At 67.0% G+C, this 20,069-nt stretch carries 21 protein-coding genes; 5 read left to right on the top strand and 16 right to left on the bottom strand.

Going from position 1 to position 20,069, the window contains the following annotated elements; genetic code table 11:
* The first annotated feature begins 1 nt into the window (after position 1).
* Entirely contained in the window at positions 2-1,987 is a 1,986-nt protein-coding gene (locus tag DZC73_RS24820; RefSeq protein WP_161974725.1) for a S8/S53 family peptidase, read from the top strand.
* A 12-nt stretch (positions 1,988-1,999) separates the two neighbouring features.
* Here the strand turns inward: DZC73_RS24820 and DZC73_RS24815 are convergent, their stop codons facing one another.
* Both DZC73_RS24815 and DZC73_RS24810 read right to left on the bottom strand, forming a co-directional pair.
* The gene (locus DZC73_RS24815; protein WP_124543054.1) at positions 2,000-2,344 is read right to left on the bottom strand and encodes an antibiotic biosynthesis monooxygenase family protein; all 345 of its coding nucleotides are present in this window, start codon (positions 2,342-2,344) and stop codon (positions 2,000-2,002) included.
* Complete coding sequence (locus DZC73_RS24810) at positions 2,341-3,468, bottom strand: cytochrome P450 family protein (protein ID WP_124543053.1); 1,128 nt, start codon at positions 3,466-3,468, stop codon at positions 2,341-2,343. The genes DZC73_RS24815 and DZC73_RS24810 overlap by 4 nt, the downstream gene beginning before the upstream one ends.
* Before the next feature lie 52 nt (positions 3,469-3,520).
* Between DZC73_RS24810 and DZC73_RS24805 the strand changes: the two genes are divergently transcribed.
* Positions 3,521-4,216, top strand: a complete 696-nt coding sequence (locus DZC73_RS24805) for an ArsR/SmtB family transcription factor (RefSeq protein WP_124543052.1) — start codon at positions 3,521-3,523, stop codon at positions 4,214-4,216.
* A 2-nt stretch (positions 4,217-4,218) separates the two neighbouring features.
* Here the strand turns inward: DZC73_RS24805 and DZC73_RS24800 are convergent, their stop codons facing one another.
* The 6 genes from DZC73_RS24800 to DZC73_RS24775 all read right to left on the bottom strand — a co-directional run bounded on the left by DZC73_RS24800 (position 4,219) and on the right by DZC73_RS24775 (position 12,835).
* On the bottom strand, positions 4,219-6,141 hold the full coding sequence (locus tag DZC73_RS24800) for an AAA family ATPase (RefSeq protein ID WP_124543051.1): 1,923 nt from the start codon (positions 6,139-6,141) through the stop codon (positions 4,219-4,221).
* Between the two features lie 174 nt (positions 6,142-6,315).
* On the bottom strand, positions 6,316-7,530 hold the full coding sequence (locus DZC73_RS24795; protein WP_235835266.1) for an MFS transporter: 1,215 nt from the start codon (positions 7,528-7,530) through the stop codon (positions 6,316-6,318).
* A gap of 57 nt (positions 7,531-7,587) precedes the next feature.
* A complete protein-coding gene (locus DZC73_RS24790; RefSeq protein ID WP_124543050.1) occupies positions 7,588-8,982 on the bottom strand; it encodes a glycoside hydrolase family 16 protein in 1,395 nt (464 codons plus the stop codon).
* A gap of 361 nt (positions 8,983-9,343) precedes the next feature.
* The gene (locus DZC73_RS24785) at positions 9,344-10,123 is read right to left on the bottom strand and encodes a 3-hydroxybutyrate dehydrogenase (protein WP_124543049.1); all 780 of its coding nucleotides are present in this window, start codon (positions 10,121-10,123) and stop codon (positions 9,344-9,346) included.
* Positions 10,124-10,151: 28 nt separating this feature from the next.
* Entirely contained in the window at positions 10,152-11,651 is a 1,500-nt protein-coding gene (locus DZC73_RS24780; RefSeq protein WP_124543127.1) for a sigma-54 interaction domain-containing protein, read from the bottom strand.
* A gap of 41 nt (positions 11,652-11,692) precedes the next feature.
* Positions 11,693-12,835 carry an ABC transporter substrate-binding protein gene (locus DZC73_RS24775; protein WP_124543048.1) on the bottom strand — a complete coding sequence of 381 codons (1,143 nt, stop codon included), beginning with the start codon at positions 12,833-12,835 and terminating at the stop codon, positions 11,693-11,695.
* A gap of 238 nt (positions 12,836-13,073) precedes the next feature.
* Between DZC73_RS24775 and DZC73_RS24770 the strand changes: the two genes are divergently transcribed.
* Positions 13,074-13,376 (top strand): YlcI/YnfO family protein, encoded by a 303-nt coding sequence (locus DZC73_RS24770; protein ID WP_235835265.1) that lies wholly within the window; start codon positions 13,074-13,076, stop codon positions 13,374-13,376.
* A complete protein-coding gene (locus DZC73_RS24765; RefSeq protein WP_124543047.1) occupies positions 13,373-13,690 on the top strand; it encodes a type II toxin-antitoxin system RelE/ParE family toxin in 318 nt (105 codons plus the stop codon). The genes DZC73_RS24770 and DZC73_RS24765 overlap by 4 nt, the downstream gene beginning before the upstream one ends.
* Before the next feature lie 7 nt (positions 13,691-13,697).
* On the opposite strand, the gene DZC73_RS24760 is transcribed toward DZC73_RS24765, so the two are convergent.
* The 8 genes from DZC73_RS24760 to mltG form a co-directional block, all read right to left on the bottom strand.
* Positions 13,698-14,021 carry a hypothetical protein gene (locus tag DZC73_RS24760; protein WP_124543046.1) on the bottom strand — a complete coding sequence of 108 codons (324 nt, stop codon included), beginning with the start codon at positions 14,019-14,021 and terminating at the stop codon, positions 13,698-13,700.
* Positions 14,022-14,142: 121 nt separating this feature from the next.
* Positions 14,143-14,361 carry a hypothetical protein gene (locus DZC73_RS24755; RefSeq protein ID WP_124543045.1) on the bottom strand — a complete coding sequence of 73 codons (219 nt, stop codon included), beginning with the start codon at positions 14,359-14,361 and terminating at the stop codon, positions 14,143-14,145.
* Positions 14,362-14,486: 125 nt separating this feature from the next.
* Complete coding sequence (locus DZC73_RS24750; RefSeq protein WP_124543044.1) at positions 14,487-15,131, bottom strand: ankyrin repeat domain-containing protein; 645 nt, start codon at positions 15,129-15,131, stop codon at positions 14,487-14,489.
* Positions 15,128-15,925 (bottom strand): TatD family hydrolase, encoded by a 798-nt coding sequence (locus DZC73_RS24745; RefSeq protein WP_124543043.1) that lies wholly within the window; start codon positions 15,923-15,925, stop codon positions 15,128-15,130. Before DZC73_RS24745 ends, DZC73_RS24750 begins: the two co-directional genes overlap by 4 nt.
* An 86-nt stretch (positions 15,926-16,011) precedes the next feature.
* Positions 16,012-16,404, bottom strand: a complete 393-nt coding sequence (locus tag DZC73_RS24740; RefSeq protein WP_124543042.1) for a PilZ domain-containing protein — start codon at positions 16,402-16,404, stop codon at positions 16,012-16,014.
* 41 nt (positions 16,405-16,445) lie between these two features.
* Entirely contained in the window at positions 16,446-17,459 is a 1,014-nt protein-coding gene (gene holB, locus DZC73_RS24735) for a DNA polymerase III subunit delta' (protein WP_235835264.1), read from the bottom strand.
* Positions 17,453-18,064 carry a dTMP kinase gene (gene tmk, locus DZC73_RS24730; RefSeq protein WP_124543041.1) on the bottom strand — a complete coding sequence of 204 codons (612 nt, stop codon included), beginning with the start codon at positions 18,062-18,064 and terminating at the stop codon, positions 17,453-17,455. The genes holB and tmk overlap by 7 nt, the downstream gene beginning before the upstream one ends.
* Positions 18,064-19,059, bottom strand: coding sequence for an endolytic transglycosylase MltG (gene mltG / locus DZC73_RS24725; RefSeq protein WP_124543040.1), 996 nt, complete (start codon positions 19,057-19,059; stop codon positions 18,064-18,066). The genes tmk and mltG overlap by 1 nt, the downstream gene beginning before the upstream one ends.
* Before the next feature lie 56 nt (positions 19,060-19,115).
* Between mltG and ygfZ the strand changes: the two genes are divergently transcribed.
* Complete coding sequence (ygfZ, locus tag DZC73_RS24720; RefSeq protein ID WP_124543039.1) at positions 19,116-20,051, top strand: CAF17-like 4Fe-4S cluster assembly/insertion protein YgfZ; 936 nt, start codon at positions 19,116-19,118, stop codon at positions 20,049-20,051.
* Positions 20,052-20,069: the final 18 nt, after the last annotated feature.

The following is a 20,069-nucleotide window of genomic DNA, read 5'->3' as shown; positions in this document are numbered from 1 at the left end:
CGTGGAATCAGTTCACTTCCGGGATCAGCGGGCAGCGGACGACACCCGCCATCTGTGGCCTCCTGTCCTTGAGAACCCCACGCTGGCGTGGGATCCCTATCTGCTTTGGGCCTGCATCACGCATTTCCGCGGCAGCGGAAAGATCATGACAGGCAGCATGAGGCTGCAGGTCGTGGTCGAAATGTCCAAGGCGTTCAACACCATTGAAGACCTCAGGGAGGCATGTCCGCCGGCGGCCGGAATTTCCATTCCCGGTTTGTATTTCGGACAGGTCAAGTCCAGGTACCTCACGGCCGAGGTTTCCCTGTCCGACCTTCCGAGCCTGATGACTTTCGATGTCTCGCCCTTCAGGCGCATCGAGCTGGGCATGGATCGAGGCATCACGACGCCTGGCCTCCTGCCGCCGGTGCGGATCGGGAGCCGGGGAGGAAACCGCCGCCTGGTGGTCGGGGTGATCGACGACATCTGTGCTTATGCGCACGAGGCATTCCGCGACCCGGACCCTCTCAAGCCCAATGAATCGCGCATCAAGGCCGTGTGGACCCAGGATGAAACCACCGGACTGCCCAGCCCGCCGGACATTCCCTACGGCAGCCAGCGTGCGTATGCCGACTTGTCGCCGGGAGGATCGATCAGGCTCAGCGACGACCAGTGGTACGCCGCCACGTCGGACGATCGCATCTGGCCTCGGGCGACGCACGGCACCCACGTCCTTGACCTGGCCGCAGGGGCACCCAGGCCCACCTTGCTGGACACACCGGCGGCGGGCTCGACCATGCCGGCGCCCGACCACGCCGCCACGGCCAGCCTCCTGTTCGTCGAGCTCCCCCGCCTGACCGTCAAGGACGTCTCGGGCGGATCGCTGGGCGTTCACCTGCTCGACGGCATGCGTTATCTGATGGAATCGACACTGCACAACGAGACCAATCTCGTCGTGAATGTCAGCTACGGAAACTATGGCGGGCCCCATGACGGCAGCTCCATCATCGAAGAGGCCATGGATGACCTGCTGCGCCTTCGCGACAACTTCGCGATCGTCCTGCCGGCAGGCAATGCCCACATCATCGGCAAACCCATCCATGCCCATTGCCCCCTCCTGCAGTCAGGGAGGACAGCCGAGGTGGCATTCCAGGTCATCGTGGATGACTCCAGCGAGACCTTCGTTCAGATCTGGCTCCCGTTGACGGACATCAATGCGGCCGACCTCCACGCCAGCGTCCAGCTGCGTGCCCCCGATGGTTCATCGACCCCCTGGGCCAGCCTCGGGGACATCGAACTGCTGACGCAGAACGGGCCGGGAACCCCGGTCCTGGCTGCGGCCATGTTCCTGAATCTGGTGTCGCAGGGAACCAAGGCCAAGATGGCCTTGGTGGGCATTGTCCCCACGGCATCGACGACGAACACCGCCTGTGCGAGCCCTGGCGCCTGGACGCTGGCTGTTCGCAATGATGGTCCGGCCGCCATCGAGAACATCCATGCGTGGATCGAAAGACACGATTCCCTGCCCGACTCGCCGGATGTCGGGCACCAGCCCTTCTTCATCGACGAGTCCGCCAACGGCTTCACCACCGTTGGACGCAAGTACACCCTCAATTCGCTGGCCAACGGCGACAACACGCTGTGTGCCGGCGGCCTGGTGAAACAACGCGAGCCGAACACCAGCGTGGATGCCGTCTACTCCGGCCACGGCCCGGGCAGAGACGAGAGCCCGCGCGCTCCGATTGCGCAGGTCATCAGCGATGCGGGCATCGTCCTCAAGGGCGTGCGGGCCGCTGGTGCGCGCACGGGAGGGACCGTCCGGATGTCCGGCACCAGCATGTCTTCCGGATGGCTTGCACGCTTCGTCGCGAACAAGCTGCAAGAGCAGGCACCAGGCCTGCCGGACGTACTGACCAACACGCAGATCCATGCCTTCTTCGCGGCGCGGAAATCCGAGGTGGCCGTGCAGAAGATCGACGAATCGCAGGGCCTTGATCCCTATCCTTGAACCCCGTGGCGTTCAGGCATGCCGTTGCCGGCTGTCCTGCGGCGCCTCGTCGCGCTCGTTGAGTCCGTAGTCGCGCACCACGCTGGCGATGCGCAGCCGGTAGTCCTGGAAGATCCCGCCGCGCCCGGCCGCCTGGGCGGCGCGGTGCTCCTCGGTGTTGCGCCACTGCTTCACCGCCTCTTCGTCGCGGAAGAACGACAGCGACAGCAGCTTGCCCGGGTCGCTGATGCTCTGGAAGCGCTCGACCGAGATGAAGCCGTCGATCTTCTCCAGCGTGGGCCGCAGCGTCGCGGCGATGTCGAGGTAGCGGTCGCGGCGCGCAGGGTCGGGCCAGACTTCGAAGATGACGGCGATCATGCGGGGGCTCCTTGTGCGGTGGTGAACTCGGGGATGCGGGCGTTGGCTGATGGGCGATAGTGCCAGCGCAGGTCCGGCGTGATGAGTGCCGGCGCGGTGAGCAGCGTGGAGACGGCCGCCGAGGCGATGCTCGTCGCGAGCACCTGGCCCGGGCAGGCGTGGCGGCCGTGACCGAAACCGAAAGGCCGGCCGCTGTCGCGGCTGGCGGTGGCCAGCACGACGAGCAAGGGGGCGCCTTGCGGGATGGACTGGCCTTCGAAGTGCATGTCGCAGGCGGCGAAGCGGCGGGTGTTCTGCACGGGGGGATCGTTCAGGACGACGGCATCGACGAAGGGGGGAATCTCGGCGGCGGATGGCCAATGCCGCCGGTCGGTTCGTGCCAGCGCGACGATGGTGTTGCCGATGAGGCCGGCCGTCGCGTCGAAGGTTTGCGACATGAGGCCGACGAGATTGGCAACGATGGCATCCGCCTGGTCCCAGCCCACCAGCTTTGCGTGCTCAAGCACCTGCCCGATGAGGCCGCCGCCCTGATGCTTGTCCACCAGCCGCTTCATCTCCTCGATCAAGGTGCGTGCCGCCTCGTGCGCCTGGCCGATCTGCTGCGGCGTGCTCAAGGGCGAGAGACTGGCGACGAAGCGGCGCATCCAGCCGGACGCGTCGGCCAGCTGCGAATCCTCGAATCCGAGCAGGCTCGCCACGCTCTGGACAGGCACCTGGAATGCCCAGTCCGACAACCCTTGTTCGCCCTTCGGCAACGAGCGCGCTGACAGCTCGCTCGCGCGTTGCGCGACGGCGCTCAAGTCCACCGACGCCAAGGCCCGATGCAGTGCCAGCTTCGGCTGCTCATGCGTTTGGGTACCTTCGTTCATCCGCACCAGCGCACCGAAAATCTCGCCCGCACCGCCGCCTGCAATCGCCGCCGGCACCGGCTCGTGCAACGGACGCACCCGCCAGCGGGCATCGCCCAGCACCGACTCCACCACCCGTGCCTGGGCTGCCACCCAGATGCGCAGCGTCTCGTCGAAATGCAGGCCAGGCCCGCGCAGCAGTTGCTCGTAGTACGGGTATGGATCGCGGTGGGTCACCGCCGCGACCGGGTCGCGGGGAAGGTCTGGAATGATCATGCACCGCAGTGTGGCATTGCCGGCGCAAACACACTTCGACTACGATCACATCATGATTGCAGAACACGCCGACACCGCCGTCGCCCGCATCGCGGCAGCCATCGCCGAACCCGCACGCGCGCGCATGCTGTGCTGCCTGATGGACGGCCATGCCCGCACCAGCACCGAGCTGTCGGTGGTGGCCGAGGTCACGCCGTCCACGGCCAGCGCGCACCTCAACAAGCTGAAAGACCAGCAGTTGGTGAAGGTGCTCGCCCAGGGCAAGCACCGCTACTACAGCCTGGCCGACAAACAGGTCGCCTCGGCACTGGAAGCCTTGATGACCGTGGCCGGTGCGCAGCGCGAGCGCTTCGTGCCGAACACGCCCACCCGGCTCAGGGCCGCGCGCACCTGCTACGACCACATGGCCGGCACCTTGGCCGTCGCATTGCACGACCGGTTGTTCGACCTGGGTTGGCTGGTGCCCGACCACGCCGACGACAGCCGCTACGAACTGAGCCACAGCGGCCTGCAGGCCCTCACCGGCATGGGCGTGGAAGTGGACGATGCCCGCGGCTCACGCCGCCGTTTCGCCTGCGCGTGCGTGGACTGGAGCGAACGCCGCCCTCACCTGGGCGGCGCGCTGGGGGCGGCCTTGCTCGCGCTGAGCCTGAAGGAACGGTGGGTGACGCGCGACCTGGACAGCCGCGCCCTGGCGATCACGCCCAAGGGCGAGCGTGAGATGCGCCTGCGCTTCGGATTTGCCTGACTTCAGGCCGCCTCGCCCGACAGGACCCGCTTCAGCGGCGCACCGCTGATCGTCTCCTGCCCGAGCAGCAGTTCAGCCAGGTTGTCCAGGCGATCACGCTTTTCTTCGAGCACGCGGCGGCACTCCGCCTGCGCGCTTTCGAGCAATTGCCGCGCTTCGTCGAGCAGCGACTTCTGCACGTCCGGCCCGATCAGCTCGCGCGGCACGCCGGCCATGCTCAGCAGGCCGAAGGTCTTGCCGAAACCGTAGGAGCCGATCATCGAGGTGGCCAGCTCCGAAGCGCGCTTGAGGTCGTCGGACGCACCCGAGGAGGTGTTGCCGAAGGCGATGAGCTCCGCCTCGCGCCCGGCCAGCATCATCGCCAGCCGAGAACGCAGCTCCTGCTCGCCGTGCAGCGGCTCTTCGTTGTGGCGCGCCACGTAGGTCACGCCGAGTGCGGGGCCACGCGGCTCGATGCTGATGCGCTCCACGGTTCCCGCGTTCAGCACATGCGCCACCAGCGCATGGCCGGATTCGTGGAAGGCGATGCGGCGCAAGGTCTCCGGCGTGATGACCGATTTCGTCGACGACACCTCGCCGCCGAGCTGGTGCGTCTCCAGCGACTGGTACACCCGCTCCTCGCTCACCGAGGTCTCGCCGGCTTCGGCCGCGTAGGCCGCGGCGCGGTTCACGCAGTTGGCCACGTCCGCCGGCGACATGCCCACCGACGTGCGTGCGATGGAAGCGATGTCCATGCCGGAATCTGCCTTCACCTTGCCCAGGTACAGGCCAAAGAGCGCCTCGCGCTCCGGCGCGGTGGGCAGGCTGGTGCGCACCATCAGGTCGAAGCGGCCGGGGCGGCGCATGGCTTCGTCGATGTTGTCGATGTGGTTGGTCGCGCCGATGACGACCACGTTTTCCAGCGAGGAGAAGCCGTCCATCTCCACCAGCAGGCGGTTGATGATGCGGTTCTGTTCCTGCTCGCCGCCGTGCGCATCCTTGCCGCTGCTGCGCCGGCCGATGCCGTCGATCTCGTCAATGAACACGATGCACGGCGCCGCCTGCCGCGCCCGCGCGAACAGCTCCTTCACCTTGTTGATGCCCGCGCCATAGAACATCGAACTGAACGACGATCCGTCCACGCTGATGAAGCTCGCGCCGCACTCGCCGGCCAGCGCCTTGGCCAGCAGCGTCTTGCCAGTGCCGGGCGGGCCGTCCAGCAGCACACCGCGCGGGGCCTGGGCCCCGACGGCGGCGTACTGCGCCGGGTCTTTCATGAAGGCGGCGACACGGCGCAGCGCCTTCTTGGCTTCTTCCGCGCCGATCACGTCGTCGAAACGGATGTCCGGCTTTTCGGCCAGCTTCGTGCGCTGCCCCAGCGTGCCGCGCAGCTGGAAGTACGCCAGCAGGCCCACGATGAGCAAGATGGGCAGCAGGCCGGCGAGCACGCCAGCCACCTTGTCCAGGGATTGCGTGAGGCGTTGGCTGGCCGTGCGCGCGTCGATGTCGATGCTGGTGAGCGCGAAGCCCTGCTTCACGCTGAGCTCACCCAGCCGCGACACCAGTTCGTTCCTGCAACCAGGGCCGCAGTTGATCAGGTGAGAGCTGAACTGCCGGCCCTGGCGATCGGTGTAGAGCACCAGTTGCCCGTCGACCGCAACTGCTGCCAATTCGCGCGCCGTGAGAGCGCGCTCGAATTCGGAGGCCTCCCGCGGGTTCGCCAGCCACGCCTCGGGCGCCTTCTCGAAGGCCTGCGCCGTCGGGTTCTTGCGCGCCTGGGCTTCGGTGGCGGCGCGCTCTTGCAGCATCACCAGCCCCAGGAGCGACGCGGCCAGCAGCGCGATGATGCCGGCGACGATGAGCTTGTAGCGAATATTGGGGCCGGGCGTCTTGCTGGCGCTGTCCATCTGCGAATCCGTGGAGCGTTCTTGAGTCTGTGGCGTCATGGCGGTCGGCGGTAGAAACTACACACAAGCCGACCCTCGGGACGCACCTGTCTTCGAGTCTGAAGACGATGCATGCCAAGGGTATCGGTCTCGAAGGCTTCGCAATGGGCGAATGAAGCACCCGGAAGCAGCGGTTATCGAGGCTTAGAAGCGCCTCGCGGAAATCGTTCGCCGCTAGGCCTTGGACTCGCGAAAAATTTCCGAACTCCGTCCTGCCTGTGTAGAACTTGCACGCGGCAGCATCAGGAACGCGATGAAGGCAGAGAACCACAGGCCTGCGCACAGCCACAAGGAAACGATCGGCCCCCGGTCCAGGCACAGGCCGAACAGCCACGGCGCCACCGCCTGGGCCACCCGCGCAGGCACCAGCAGCAACCCTTGCCGCTGCCCGTAGCCCTGCGCGCCGAAGAGCGCCAGCGGCAAGGTGCCGCGGGTGATGGTGAGCATGCCGTTGCCGGCGCCGAACAGGATGGCGAACACCGCGGCCAGCGGGGCACCGAACGCGATGAGCAGCACGGCACCCATGGGTGGCAACAAGGTGGCGATGAGCGCAGAGACCAGCGGATGCATGCGTCGCAGCACGCTGAATTCCAGCAGCCGCGCCCCGACCTGCGCCGGCCCGATCAACGCGCCGGCCGCCACGGCCGCGGCCAGGGTCGCCCCCGTGGCCTGCAGCAGGCGCGGCAGGTGCGAGGCCATGGACACGGCCACGAAGATGGTCACGGCAAAGGCATAGGCGAGCAGCATGGCGGCGCGCTGTTTCTGGCCCGGGCTGAGCGTCGGTGCATCGGCCGCGGCAGGCGCCACCGGTGCTTCGGAATCGTCTTGCGCAATCCGCGGCAGCGACAGGTTCAGCGGCAGTCCGATGAGCAGGTGGATGGCCGCCCAGGCCAGGCAGGCGCCGCGCCAGCCGAAGTGCTCGTTCAGCAAGGTGGTGAGCGGCCAGCCCACCGTGCTCGCGAACCCCGCGATCAGCGTGACGCCCGTGATGCTGTTGCGCGCCCCCTTGCCATACAGTCGCACCAGCGTCGCGAAGGCCGCCTCGTACAAGCCGGTGCCCATGCCCACGCCGATGAGCAGCCAGGCGGCGAACAGCCCCACCGGCCCGCTCACGGCGGCCAATGCAGCGAGCCCGATGGCGAAGATGAGGTTGGTCGAGGCCAGCACAGGCCGGCCGCCGAGGCGGTCGATCCACCGGCCGGACACCGGCCCCAGCAGCGCCGACAAGCCCATGGACGCCGAGAACGCGAGGTACACGGTAGGCACCGACACGCCGGTGTCGCGTGCCATCGGCGCGGCGAGCATGGCCGGAAGATAGAAGGTCGAACCCCAGGCCAGGGTCTGGGCGATGCCCAGCGGGATGATGGTGCGCAATCGTCGTTCAGCCACCTGCCGATTTTGCCGTCCCCCGCCCAGGCCGCTGCCGGCCCCGGCCGCATGCCGCACTCAGTTCTTCGTGTAGGCGCGCACCCAGTCGATCTGCAGGGCCTGCGGGAACGCAGCATCGTCGATGCCGTGGCGGCCCGCCCACGACCCGCCCACCGCGAAGTTGAGCAGGATGTGCGCCGGGCCGGCCAGCGTGCCGTCGTTGTAGTTCCACTGGTAGCTGCGCGTGTAGATCTTCAGGCCGTCGACATACACCGTGACCGAGGTGGGATCCCACTGCGCGCCGACCGTGTGCCAGCCCTCGTTGAAGTTGAATGGCGCGACGTAGTCCGACCAGCTCGTGTTGAAGGCCGCGTCCGTGTAGGTCAGCGCCGAGGCGGTGCCCGTCTGGTTCACCACGTTGGAGTGCAGCATGTTGAGCTTGTCCTCCACGCCGTTGTTCACGAACTCGAAGATGTCGATCTCGGGCGGCCAGCCCAGGCGGCCGTCGGTACCCACGTCGGAGTTCAGCCAGAAGGCCGGCCACACGCCCACGCCGCCGGGCATCTTCACGCGGGCCTCGTAGTAGCCGTAGCGCGAGGTCCAGTCGGAGCGGATCATTCCCGACTCGTAGTTGATGCCGTCGGGGTCGGTGCTGGACACCTTGTTCGCCACCAGGCTCAGCACGCCGTTGGCGACCACGTGGTTGCCGTTGTCGCGGTAGCGCTGCTTCTCGTCGTTGAGCTTGTCCTGAGTTCCGCCGGCGTAGATGTACCGGGTGAACCACTTGTTGCGGTTGAGCGTGTTGCCGTTGAACTCGTCGTTGAAGGCCAGCGTGTAGCCCGCCGGCACGTACGAGCCGATGCTGTTGGCGATGGGCTCGGTCATGGGGATGGCGCTGCGCATCTTCATGGACACGCCATCGACGATGGCCCGCGCGCCGTTGGTGGTGATGACCATGTCAGCCATCGCCGTGTAGGCCGGCGCGGTGAATTCGATGCGGTAATCCTGGTAGGTGCTGGCCGTGATCGTGGCGCTGTAGGTTCGGAAGACCTCCGAGTACTGCGGCCGCTTGAAGCGCATGCTCAAGGTGGTGGTGCCGCCGGCGCGGTCGTTGCGGGCGCGCACGAACAGCGTGTAGCTGCGGCCCGCGATGAGCGCGGTCGGCGCGAAGGTCTGCGTCGTTTTCCAGCCGATGTTCAAGGCCTGGCTGTTGCTGCGCAGTTCGCTGGGCACGAGCGCAGCATCCTCGACCTTCCAGCCGTTGAGGCCGTCCTTGAACAGGCCGTTCTGGATGAGTTCGGTGGTATCGACGGTGTAGGCGGCGGCGCGGGCCACACCATCGGTCTGGGCAGACGCGTTGGAGATCGCCGCGTCATTCACGGCATTGGAGCCGCCACCGCAGCCGGCCGCCAGAAGCGAGCCCAGCATGGCGCAGCCGAGAACGGCCGAGCGGGCCGCACGGAAGTGTTGCATCGTATGTCCTGGTAGTGAGATGGAGGGCCGCCTGCACACGCCGTTGCGTGCAGTCCATGCTCGACGCAGCGTTAGTGCTGCGCGCCTTCGATCCAGCCGTCACCGAGGGTTGGTGCGGCGGCGAGCGTTGACGGTGCTCGCCGATCGGTTGTTGTTCGAGGCAGTGGAGGACCTGCCCAATTTTCGGCGATGCACCGCCTGCGCTTGAGAGCTGAACGCGTAAGCGAACTCAACAAGCGCTACCACGCAAGACGATGAAGGCCGCCATTCGTGACCTCAAGCACGTGTGCGACTTCGAGCGTGCTTGAGTGCTCTTGAAAACCGACCCCTTCGCTCGTGCCCTTCGATCGAGATCAAAGCATCATTGCGCGGTCCAACCGCCATCGATGGTCCAGGCCGCGCCGCGCACTTGCGAGGCGGCATCGCTGCACAGGAACACCGTCATCGCACCGATCTGTTCGGGCGCGACGAACTGCTCGGAGGGTTGCTTCTCGCGCAGCAGCAGCGCTTGCGCCGCCTGCGCCGACACGCCCGCTTCGAGTGCCCTGGCATCGACCTGCTTTTGCACCAGCGGCGTCAGCACCCAACCCGGGCAGATGGCATTGCAGGTGATGCCTGTGGCCGCAGTCTCCAGCGCCACGGCCTTGGTAAAACCGACAACGCCATGCTTGGCCGCGACATAGGCCGACTTGCCGGCGCTGGCCACCAGACCATGCACCGACGCGACGTTGACGATGCGCCCCCAGCCGCGCTGCCGCATGCCCGGCAGCGCATGCCGCGTGACGTGGAACACCGAGCTCAAGTTGATGGTGATGATGCGGTCCCACTGCGCAGGGTCGAAGTCCTCCACCGGCGCGACGTGCTGGATGCCCGCGTTGTTCACGACGATGTCCAGCGCGCCGAAACGCTGCTGCGCGAAGGCCACCATCTCGGCAATCGCTGCGGCATCGCCCATGTCGGCGCCGTGGTAGTCCACCTGCGCATCGCCGGCCGCGGCCGCACGCACCTGCGCGAGTGCAGCGTCGGCATCGCCGAAGCCGTTGAGCAAGACCTTCGCGCCCTGCTGCGCCAGCGCCTGCGCGATGGCCAGCCCGATGCCGCTGGTTGATCCGGTGACGAGCGCGGTCCGCCCACTGAGCATGTGGTTCTCCTTTGGATGATGGGAAGGTTCAGGGATGAGAAGCAGGCGCGCCGGCGTCCCAACGGTTGATGCGCAGCGCGGCCATCTTGCGGTAGAGCGTCGCGCGGCCGATGCCCAGGCGCTTGGCCGCAGCCGACACGGTCGGGCTGGCGGCGAGCGCGTGTTCGATCAACTGCCGCTCGAACTGGCCCATGGCCTGGGCGTGCGCCTGGCGCATGGGCAGTTGCACGGGCGGTGCCGGCAGGTCGCGGTGAAGGTCTGCGCCCGTGGACTCGGCCATCGAGGCTCCTGCAGCGAACGGGGTCTGCAAGGCGGCCTGCACATCCGCCGCGCCCAGCACCGCCGAATCCGACAGCACGATGCTGCGCTCCAGCACGTTGCGCAGTTCGCGGATGTTGCCGGGCCACCGCTGCCGCGCCAGCACGGCAAGCGCGTCGCCGTCCAGTTCATGGGCCTGCCCGGGGTGCGATTCGGCAAAGCCCTCGAGCAGCGACTCGCAGATAGGCTCCAGGTCGTCCATCCGCTCGCGCAACGGCGGCACGGCCAGCGAGAGCACGTCGAGCCGGTAGTACAGGTCGGCACGGAATTGCCCGTTCTTCACCAGGTCCATCAGCTTGCGCGAGGTGGCTGCGATGATGCGCACGTCGGCGCGCTGCACCTCGTTGGAGCCGAGCGCCTCGAACTCCTTTTCCTGCAGGACACGCAGCAGCTTGGACTGCACCGGCAGCGGCATGTCGCCGATCTCATCGAGGAACAGCGTGCCGCCTTGGGCGACCTGCAGCTTGCCTTGCCGGTCGCGCTTGTCGGCGCCGGTGTAGGCGCCCGGTGCCACGCCGAACAGCTCGGCCTCGATGAGCGCGTCGGGAATCGCCGCCATGCTCAGCGACACGAAAGGCCGGTGTGCCCGCGGCGACGCGCCGTGGATGGCATGCGCCAGCAGCTCCTTGCCCGTGCCCGTCTCGCCCAGCAGCAACACGGGCGAATGCGTTGCCGCGGCCCGGCGTGCGCGGCGCTTGATCTCCAGCGTGGCCGCCGAGCTGCCCACGAAGTTGCTGAAGCTGTACTTCGCCTGGCGCGTCAACGGCCTGGCCTTGCGGGCCTGCGCCAGCTCCTCCTGCATGCGCAGGAAGCGGGAGACCACCGGCGCCAGCGTGGTCCACTCGTCGAAGAGCGCGAAGCCCACGGCGCCCACCACCTCGCCCTGCTCGTTCTTCAGCGGCATGCGCGTGACCACCACCGGCTTGCCCGGCGAATCCAGGATGTCCAGCAAGATGGGCTGGCCGCTGCGCACCACCTCGCGCATGCGGCTGTTGGGAATCACCTCTTCCACCCGGCGGCCGAGCACACCCTTGGGCTGCGCGATGCCGAAGCGCCGCGCATGCTTGTCGCTGATCCACACGATGCGCGCATCGCGATCCACGATCAAGGTGCCTTCGCTCGCCTTCTCGAAGGCCTTGAAGACCGACTGCATGGCCGAGCCGCGCAGTGCCTCGAAGTCCGCCAGCGTCAGTGGGGCCGGCCCCGCCATGGTGGCGGACTCCATGCGGTCCGCGGTGTCGATGCCTGAGATCATTTCAACAATTTCCCTGAGCTGCTGATGACCGTCACCTCGACGAAGCGCGAGCCTACGCGGTGGTCCTTCGAGAAGGCCACGCTCACGCCGCCGAGGTCCAAGGGGTTGAGGCTTTCCAGTGCCTTGATGACCGACCCGCGGGTCGGGTTGGGGCCGGCGCGCCGCAGCGCTTCCACCAGCACCCGGGCACCGAGGAATTCCTCGAAGTTCGTGTAGTTCACTTCCGCATTCGGCGCGTACTGCTTCATCAGCCGGTGGAACTCGCGCACGATGGGCAGGCGTTCCTGGTAGGGGTACGGCACCACCTGGGTGATGCCCAGGCCCTTCGCCGAATGGACGCCCGCGAGCTTCACCAGTTCGGCCGGGTCCACCACCGAGATGTTGAAGAGCTGTCCGCCGCCGCCCGCATCACGGTACTGGCGCACGAAGGCTGCGGCCGGCTTGTTCACGGCAATCATGATCACCGCCTGCGCATCGGCCTTGAGGATGGCGGTGACGGCGGCCTTCACCTCATCGGTGTTTCGTTCATAAGGCGCCGCGGCCACGATCTTGCGGTTGCGCCGGCTCATCGCCGCTTCCACGCCTTCGAGTCCTGCCTTGCCGAAGGCATCGTTCTGGTAGAGCACCGCCACGCGCTGGATGCCCTGCGTGCTGAGCTGCTTGACCATGTGCTCGGCCTCGTCGGCATAGCCGGCACGCACGTGGAAGATCCACGGGTTGAACGGTGTGCGCAGCGGCTCGCCGCCGGTGTAGGGCGCCACCAGCGCGATGCCGCCGGACTCCAGCACCTTGTCCTGCAGCAGCCGGCTCACGTTGGCCGTGCCCGCGAAGCCGAACAAGGCCACGACCTGCGGATCGGCCACGAGCTCGCGCGTGAGCCGCAGGGTCTCGTCGACCCGATAGCCGTCGTCCACCACCACCGTGCGAATCTTCTGCCCATGCACCCCGCCTTGCGCATTCACGGCCTCGAAGCAGACCTTGCCGCCCAGCACCATCTGCCGCCCGGTGCTCGCAAGCAGCCCCGACAGAGGCGCCACCTGGCCGATGACCACCTCGGCGCGGGCTCCCACGGCAAGCGCCGCCAACAAGAGTCCGATGAACGGCCGCCCCACGCGGCCGAAGAAAAAGCTGATGTCCACGACGTCTCCTTGGTGTCTTCATGGCCGACGTCTCTGCGGACGCGGCCCGGCCACCAGCGCAAGGCATGTGCCACGCAGGGTCAAATGCCCCAAGTGCTTGTCGTCACAAGGAAAAGTGCGCAGACCGGTCGTGAGGAGACTGTCTCGGAGCTTGGACGCTGCCCGGCATTCAGGCAGGGTTGGACCGGAGGAGGCGTCTCGTGGGCGGACAGGCCGCCAACCTCAGATTGCATCGCAAATGCAATACACTCGCCCGATGAAGTCCGCCACCCTCCCAGCCGTTCGAGTCGATCCGCAACTGCGAGAACAAGTGGAGCGCCTGCTTCGCGACAACGAGACCTTGTCCGAGTTCGTGGAGGCCTCGGTCCGCGACAGCGTGAACCGGCGTCTGGCCCAGACAGAGTTCGTCGCGCGAGGCCTCGCATCCCTTGAACGAGCCCTGAAGACCGGCGACTTCGTCCCCGCCGAGACTGCGATTCAAGGACTCAAGGACAAGCTGGCCAAGGCCAAGCAAACGGCGGCCCGGCGCAAGAAGGGATGAGCTCTTCCGTCAAGTTGACCCCAGAAGCCAACGATGACCTGCAGCGACTGTACGAGTACCTCCTTCAGCGCGAACTCGATCGTGAGGTCCCCGATTTCAGCCTGGCCGAGCGGGCTCTTGACGCCATCACCGATGGGCTCGTTGTTCTGGAGAAGTTTCCCTTCAGTTGCCGCAAGGCATCCGACAGCCCTTTCCTTCGCGAACTGGTGATCTCATTCGGCGCGACGGGCTACGTCGCCTTGTTCGACATCGTTGACGACAGCACGGTCGCCGTCATCGCCGTGAGGCATCAGCGCGAAGACGACTATCACTGAACCGGGCTTAGAACGGCCCCGGCAAAGCCTTCAACCCCAGCCACACCGCCCCGATCACGGCATTCACCGGCACGCTCAAGGCGCTGGGCACGTAGAACAGGGCCGACAGGGCGGGCGCCCCGATGAGCAACTCGACCAGGCCGCCCAGGCCGTACAGCAGCACGCCGCACCACAGCCAGCGGCGCATGTAGGTCAACAGCCAGTGGGCCTGGGATTGGTTGTGGCGCCATGCGGCGGCACGTTCGAGCAGGTTGCCGCGAGAGACATCGCGGAACAACCAGCCGAAGAAGAAGTAGCGATACAGCAGCGTGCGGAACGACAGCTCTTGCAAGATGCGCCTCCACTCTTGTCGCAAGCGTATCGGGAAGACTGCCGATGGCGCGGATCGTTCCCGCGATGGGAGCGATGCGCCAAGGGTCAAGGGGCGCCCGGCGGCGTCCCCTGCCCCCAATTCACTCGTCGTCGGAGGCGATCTCTTCGCTGTCGTCGACTTCGTGGTCGAAGGCAGCCTGCTGCTCGGCACCCGACTTGGGAATCATGGGCTTGTCCAGCGGCTTGCAGATGCGGCGGCTGAGGCGGCTCAAGCGGTCGGAGTGCTGCATGGCCTGCAGCACGTCGTCCGGGTTCATCATCAGCGCGAACGGGTTGGAAACCAACAGCGACTTGTCCATGGTCCGAATCTCCTGCGCGGCGTGTGAATTGAGCCGATGTGAGGAACTGTAGACCTCGCTCTCCATTTGCATCAGTCGGCAGCATCCCAAAGAACGTGTCAGAAGTCGCCTGACAACGCCTTACATCAACGTTGAGCACGCTCCAGGCTGGCCGCGAGTGCCTCGCGGTGGGCCAGCCTGGCGAAATCGACGGCCGTGAGTCCGCGGTCGTTGCGGATGCGCGGGTCTGCGCCGCGCTGCAGCAAAAGCGCGGCGCTGGCCTCGCTGCCATATTGCGAAGCCATCATCAGCGGCGTGGAGCCGTTGGGCGAGCGCGCGTCGATGGACGCGCCGCGGTCCAGCAGCAGCTTGACCACCGCAGGGTCAGGCCCGGTAGCGGCGTAGTGCAGCGGGGACCAGCCCGTCTTGTCCACGGCGGCACCGCGCTCGATCAGGCGCTGCGAGAGCTCGGGCTGCCCCTTGAGCGCGGCCATCATCAGCGCGGATTCGCCGGCCTCGTTCACGGCGTTGACGTCGAGATTGGGCGCCTTGATGAGGAGCTCGGCCACGTCGAAGGCACCGCCCCGAAGTGCCAGGAACAGGCCCGTCTGGCCTTTGGAGTCGCGGGAATTGGCGTCGAAGCCGCGCTGGAGCAGTGCCTGGACGGCACGGGTGTCGTTCAGGTCGACGGCCTTGAAGAAATCGTCGTACGAGCCAGCGAATGAGGAAGAAATTCCAATTGCAGCAAATAGATAGATCGAATTCTTGAAGTATTTCTTCAGAATTTTCACGGCGACACCTTTGCCAGCTTCTCCACCCCGAACAGCATCTCGAAATTTCTTGAGGTTTGATCCGCAACCTCTTGAATGGTCACACCTTTTAGCTCCGCGATCTGCTTGGCCACGTAGGGCACCAGCGCGGGGGTGTTGGTCTTGCCTCGGAACGGCACCGGCGCGAGGTAGGGACTGTCGGTTTCGATCAGGCAGCGGTCCAACGGAACGTAGCGTGCCACCTCCCGCAAATCCGCGGCGGTCTTGAAGGTAAGGATGCCGCTGAAGGAAATCATGTAGCCCAGGTCCAGCGCAGCGCGGGCCACGTCCATGGTCTCGGTGAAGCAATGGAAGACGCCGAAGGACTCGCCGCGGCCCTCTTCCTTCAGGATGGCGACGGTATCGTCCGAGGCACTGCGGGTGTGGATGACCAGCGGCTTGCGCGACTGCAGCCCAGCACGCACGTGCACGCGAAAGCGCTCGCGCTGCCATTCCATGTCGGCCACGCTGCGGCCGTTGAGCCGGTAGTAGTCCAGCCCCGTCTCGCCGATGGCGACCACCTTGGGCCGCGACGCGAGGCTCACGAGCTCCTCGACCGTGGGCTCGCGACACTCGTCGTTGTCAGGGTGCACGCCCACCGTGGCCCAGATGTTGGGGAAGCGCATCGCCAGGCCGTGGACGTTCTCGAACTCCTCGAGTTCGATGCAGATGCAAAGGGCGCGATCCACGTCGGCCGCAGCCATGTCAGCGCGGATCTCGTCGATGCGGACGGCGAGGTCAGGAAAAGCCAGATGGCAGTGTGAGTCGACGAACATGCTCAGGTGAATCGTGAAAGTGGAACCGTAACCCCGACATTGTCAGGGTTTCACGTTGCACTTTTTACCTGTCACGTCTCACAGGTTCAGATGGTCTGTGTCGGCTTGGAGGATGAGATCGAGGTGCCCAGGACTTCCTCGATGCGCAGCTTGAGGATGCGGGTCTTGTCATCGTTCGGGAAGCGCACGCCCACGCCCTGCGTGCGGCCGGCGGAGGCATTGGGCGGCGTGATCCAGGCCACCTTGCCGGCCACCGGGTAGCGCTGCGGATCGTCCGGCAGCGACAGCAGCAGGTAGATGTCTTCGCCCAGCCTGTATTCGCGGGTGGTGGGCACGAACAGCCCGCCTTCGGTGAACAGCGGGATGTAGGCGGCGTACAGCGCGCCCTTCTCGCGGAAGACCAGCTGGATCACGCTCGGACGAGCCGCCGTCGCCGCGGGGGCGGTCGGCAGGACGTTGCGTGGGATCGGGTCGTTCATGTCGGGGCCAGTGTAGCGGCTGGGGTTGGAGGCTTGCACCCTCAAGGGCGAGGAGCGAGCGCCTGGCTGGCCTGCTGTGTGAGAGATTCCACCAACAAGCCGGCGTTCCAGGGATGCTCGGCCTGCCGCGCCATGCGCGACAGCTCGCGTGACCATGTCGTCAACGAGGGCAAGGCAGGCGCAGCTGGGAGCGATGACGCCGGGAAGTAGCGCGGCTGGCCCCCGGCCGCAATACGCATCGCGTCGTGGCAGAGCTTCTGCAGCACATCGACCACGCGGGGCAGCGGCCAGGACGCCATGGTGCCCACGTCGCCGCGAGCGAGTTGCTTGGGCAATGCCACCCACAGCTTCGCATCGATGCCTTCGGCCAGCCACTCCAGCACGTCCTGCGGCTGCCCGCCGGTGGCTGCCAGCATCACCTCGGGCTGCTGCACGGACTGCGTGCCCAGCCACGCAGTCGCAACCGCTGCATCGGGCAGGCCGAGCTGCACCGCCTGGCAGCGGCTGCGAATGGTCGGCAGCAGCGCATCGGGCGCGGCGCAGCTGAGCAGCAGCTTGGCGTCGCCCGGCGGCTCCTCCAGCGTCTTGAGCAAGGCGTTGGCCGAGATGCCGTTCATGCGCTCGGCCGGATGGATCACCACCACCTTGCCGCGGCCGCGCGCCGAGGTGGTCTGCGCGAAAGCGATGGCCTGGCGCACTTCGTCGACGCGGATTTCCTTGCTGGGCTTGCGCTTGCCGGCTTTTTCTTCCGATGCGCCGCCCTCTTCGTCCGAGCCCCAGCCGAGCGGCTCGCGCAACGCCTCGGGCAGCAGCACCAGCAGGTCAGGATGCGAATGCGCCTGCACCAGCTTGCAGCTTGCGCACACGCCGCAGGGCTTGCGGCTCGCACCGGCGGATTCGCAGAGGTAGGCCTGCGCCAGCGTGAGCGTCAGGTCCCACTGCCCCACGCCCTGCGGGCCGTGGATGAGCAGCGCATGGCCGCGTTGCGTGGCCAGCGCCTGCGTGAGCGGCGCGTCCAGCCAGGGCAGCGGCAGCGTGCCGTCGGGGCCTACCACTGGCGCGACTCCAGGGCAGCGACGATCTGCGACCACACTTCGTCCTTGGAGAGCGAGGCGTCGATGCGCACGATGCGATGCGGAGCCGCATCCGCCCGGGCCTTGTAGCCGGCGCGCACGCGGTCGAAGAACTCCAAGGCCTGCTGCTCGAAGCGGTCGGGCTCGCGGGCGGCGGCACGGCGCTGCGCAGCCATGGCGGCAGGCAGGTCGAACCACAAGGTCAGGTCGGGCTGCAGGTGTCCGTGCACCCACTGCTCGAGCTGAGAGAGCACGCCGGCATCGAAGCCTCGGCCCGCGCCCTGGTAGGCGAAGGTCGCGTCGGTGAAGCGGTCGCACAGCACCGTCTCGCCGCGTGCGAGCGCCGGCACGATCACCTGCTGCAGGTGATCGCGCCGCGCGGCGAAGACCAGCAGCGCTTCGGTCAGCGGATCCATGGTCGAGTGCAGGACCAGCCCTCGCAGCTTCTCCGCCAGCTCGGTGCCGCCCGGCTCGCGTGTGCTGAGCACCGTGTCGCCGCGCTCGCGCAGGCGCCGGGCCATGGCCTCGATGTGCGTGGACTTGCCCGCGCCGTCGATGCCTTCGATGGTGATGAATCGCGCCGGCATCAGGGCTTGCCTCGCTGGTACTGGTTCACGGCCTTGTTGTGCGCGTTGAGGTTGTCGCTGAACTCGCTGGTGCCATCGCCGCGCGACACGAAGTACAGCGCCTTGATGGGCTCGGGTTTCACCGCCGCCAGCAGCGAGGCCTTGCCCGGCATCGAGATCGGCGTGGGCGGGAGGCCGTTGCGGGTGTAGGTGTTGTAAGGCCCGTCGGTGACGAGGTCTTTCTTGCGAAGGTTGCCATCGAACTGGTCGCCCATGCCGTAGATGACGGTCGGGTCGGTCTGCAGCGGCATGTTGATGCGCAGGCGGTTCACGAACACCGCCGCCACCTTGCCGCGCTCGGCCGCGGCGCCGGTTTCCTTCTCGACGATGGACGCGAGAATGAGGGCATCGTCCACCGACTTGAGCGGGGTGTCCTGCGTGCGCTGCGCCCAGGCCTCGTCCAGGCGCTTTTGCATCGCGTGGAAGGCGCGCTTGAGCACGGCGATGTCGCTGCTGCCCTTGCTGTAGGCGTAGGTGTCCGGGTAGAAGCGGCCCTCGGGCGCCAGCGCCGGCTGGCCGAGCGCGGCCATGATGTCCCGGTCGCTCATCTTGGCGGTGGTGGGCTTGAGGCTGTCGGCTTTTGCCAGCTCGGCACGCACTTGCTTGAAGGTCCAGCCGTCGATGATGCGCACCACCGCCAGTGTCTCGTCGCCGCGCACCATCTTGTTCAGCAATTGGGCCGGCGTGGTGTTCAGGCCGATCTCGTAGCTGCCAGCGCGGATCTTCTTGGCCTGGCCCGACCAGCGGAAGTATTCATACAGGAAGAGCGGCGAGGTCTTCACGCCGGCATCCACCCAGGCCTGGGCGATGGCGCGCGGCGGCGTGCCCTGCTCCACCGCCACCTCCACCGATTCGGCGGCCAGCGCCATCGGCTTGTTCACCCACAGGTAGGCCGCTGCTGCCGCGCCCAGGGCGGCCAGCACGGCGAGCACGAACACGAAGCGCACGAACTTCATCGAGACGGACAACCCTGCGAGGGATACGTGAGGTGGGCGGGAATGATAATCGGGTGATGAGCCTTCTCCCTCACGTCTCCAACACCCCCATCCAGGGCGCCGCGCAACTCACGCACTGGGGCGTCATCCGCGCGTCCGGCGCCGATGCGGCGAGCTTCCTGCACGGCCAGCTCACCAACGATTTCTCCAGGCTCGGCCTGGGCGAGGCGCGCCTGGCCGGCTACTGCTCCGCCAAGGGCCGGCTGCTGGCGAGCTTCATCGCGTGGAAGTCAGGCCCCGAAGACATCCTGCTGGCCTGCCATGCCAGCGTGTTGCCCGCCACCTTGAAGCGCCTGGGCATGTTCGTGCTGCGCGCCAAGTGCAAGCTGACCGACGCCACGGGCGAGATACCCTTGTTCGGCGTGGCCGGCGATGCGGCGCTCGTGGGCGACCTGCCGGTGTGGGGCAAGCGTGACGCGGACGGCTCGCAGGTCATCCGCCTGCCCGATGCCGGCGGCGAGGTTCGTGCGCTGGTGGCATCGCCCGCCGCGCCGCTCATGCCCGTCCTGCCTCTGGCGGCCTGGCAATGGCTGGACGTGCAAAGCGGCGTGCCCACCATCGAGGCGGCCACCGTCGAGCAGTTCGTGCCGCAGATGCTCAACTTCGAGCTGGTGGGCGGCGTGAACTTCCAGAAGGGCTGCTACCCCGGCCAGGAGATCGTGGCCCGCTCGCAGTACCGTGGCACGGTCAAGCGCCGCACCTTCCTCTTCGACGTGGATGGCGCCGCCACCGCGGGACAGGAAGTCTTCCACAGCGCCGACCCCGGCCAGCCGGCCGGCATGGTGGCACTGGCCGCGCCACAGCCCGGCGACAGCGGCGCCAGCGCGCTGGTGGAGGTGAAGCTTTCGGCCATCGAGCAAGGCACGCTGCACCTGGGCAGCCCGCAAGGCGCCATGCTGCATCGCCGCGAGCTGCCCTATCCGCTGCTGCTGGACGCCGACCAGCCGGCCTGAGCGGCAGCCGCTGGCGCG

It is taken from the genome of Rhizobacter terrae (genome assembly GCF_003852895.1).
GTDB classification, from domain to species: Bacteria; Pseudomonadota; Gammaproteobacteria; order Burkholderiales; family Burkholderiaceae_C; genus Albitalea; species Albitalea terrae.
Note: the sequence above shows the minus strand (reverse complement) of the source record. Positions and strands in the feature narration are given on the sequence as shown.

Coding starts and splice junctions, on each gene's coding strand:
- DZC73_RS24815 (WP_124543054.1), bottom strand. CDS start 2,344: ATGATCGCCGTCATCTTCGAAGTCTGGCCCGACCCTGCGCGCCGCGAC.
- DZC73_RS24810 (WP_124543053.1), bottom strand. CDS start 3,468: ATGATCATTCCAGACCTTCCCCGCGACCCGGTCGCGGCGGTGACCCAC.
- DZC73_RS24805 (WP_124543052.1), top strand. CDS start 3,521: ATGATTGCAGAACACGCCGACACCGCCGTCGCCCGCATCGCGGCAGCC.
- DZC73_RS24800 (WP_124543051.1), bottom strand. CDS start 6,141: ATGACGCCACAGACTCAAGAACGCTCCACGGATTCGCAGATGGACAGC.
- DZC73_RS24790 (WP_124543050.1), bottom strand. CDS start 8,982: ATGCAACACTTCCGTGCGGCCCGCTCGGCCGTTCTCGGCTGCGCCATG.
- DZC73_RS24785 (WP_124543049.1), bottom strand. CDS start 10,123: ATGCTCAGTGGGCGGACCGCGCTCGTCACCGGATCAACCAGCGGCATC.
- DZC73_RS24780 (WP_124543127.1), bottom strand. CDS start 11,651: ATGGCGGGGCCGGCCCCACTGACGCTGGCGGACTTCGAGGCACTGCGC.
- DZC73_RS24770 (WP_235835265.1), top strand. CDS start 13,074: ATGCAATACACTCGCCCGATGAAGTCCGCCACCCTCCCAGCCGTTCGA.
- DZC73_RS24765 (WP_124543047.1), top strand. CDS start 13,373: ATGAGCTCTTCCGTCAAGTTGACCCCAGAAGCCAACGATGACCTGCAG.
- DZC73_RS24755 (WP_124543045.1), bottom strand. CDS start 14,361: ATGGACAAGTCGCTGTTGGTTTCCAACCCGTTCGCGCTGATGATGAAC.
- DZC73_RS24745 (WP_124543043.1), bottom strand. CDS start 15,925: ATGTTCGTCGACTCACACTGCCATCTGGCTTTTCCTGACCTCGCCGTC.
- DZC73_RS24740 (WP_124543042.1), bottom strand. CDS start 16,404: ATGAACGACCCGATCCCACGCAACGTCCTGCCGACCGCCCCCGCGGCG.
- tmk (WP_124543041.1), bottom strand. CDS start 18,064: ATGCCGGCGCGATTCATCACCATCGAAGGCATCGACGGCGCGGGCAAG.
- mltG (WP_124543040.1), bottom strand. CDS start 19,059: ATGAAGTTCGTGCGCTTCGTGTTCGTGCTCGCCGTGCTGGCCGCCCTG.
- ygfZ (WP_124543039.1), top strand. CDS start 19,116: ATGAGCCTTCTCCCTCACGTCTCCAACACCCCCATCCAGGGCGCCGCG.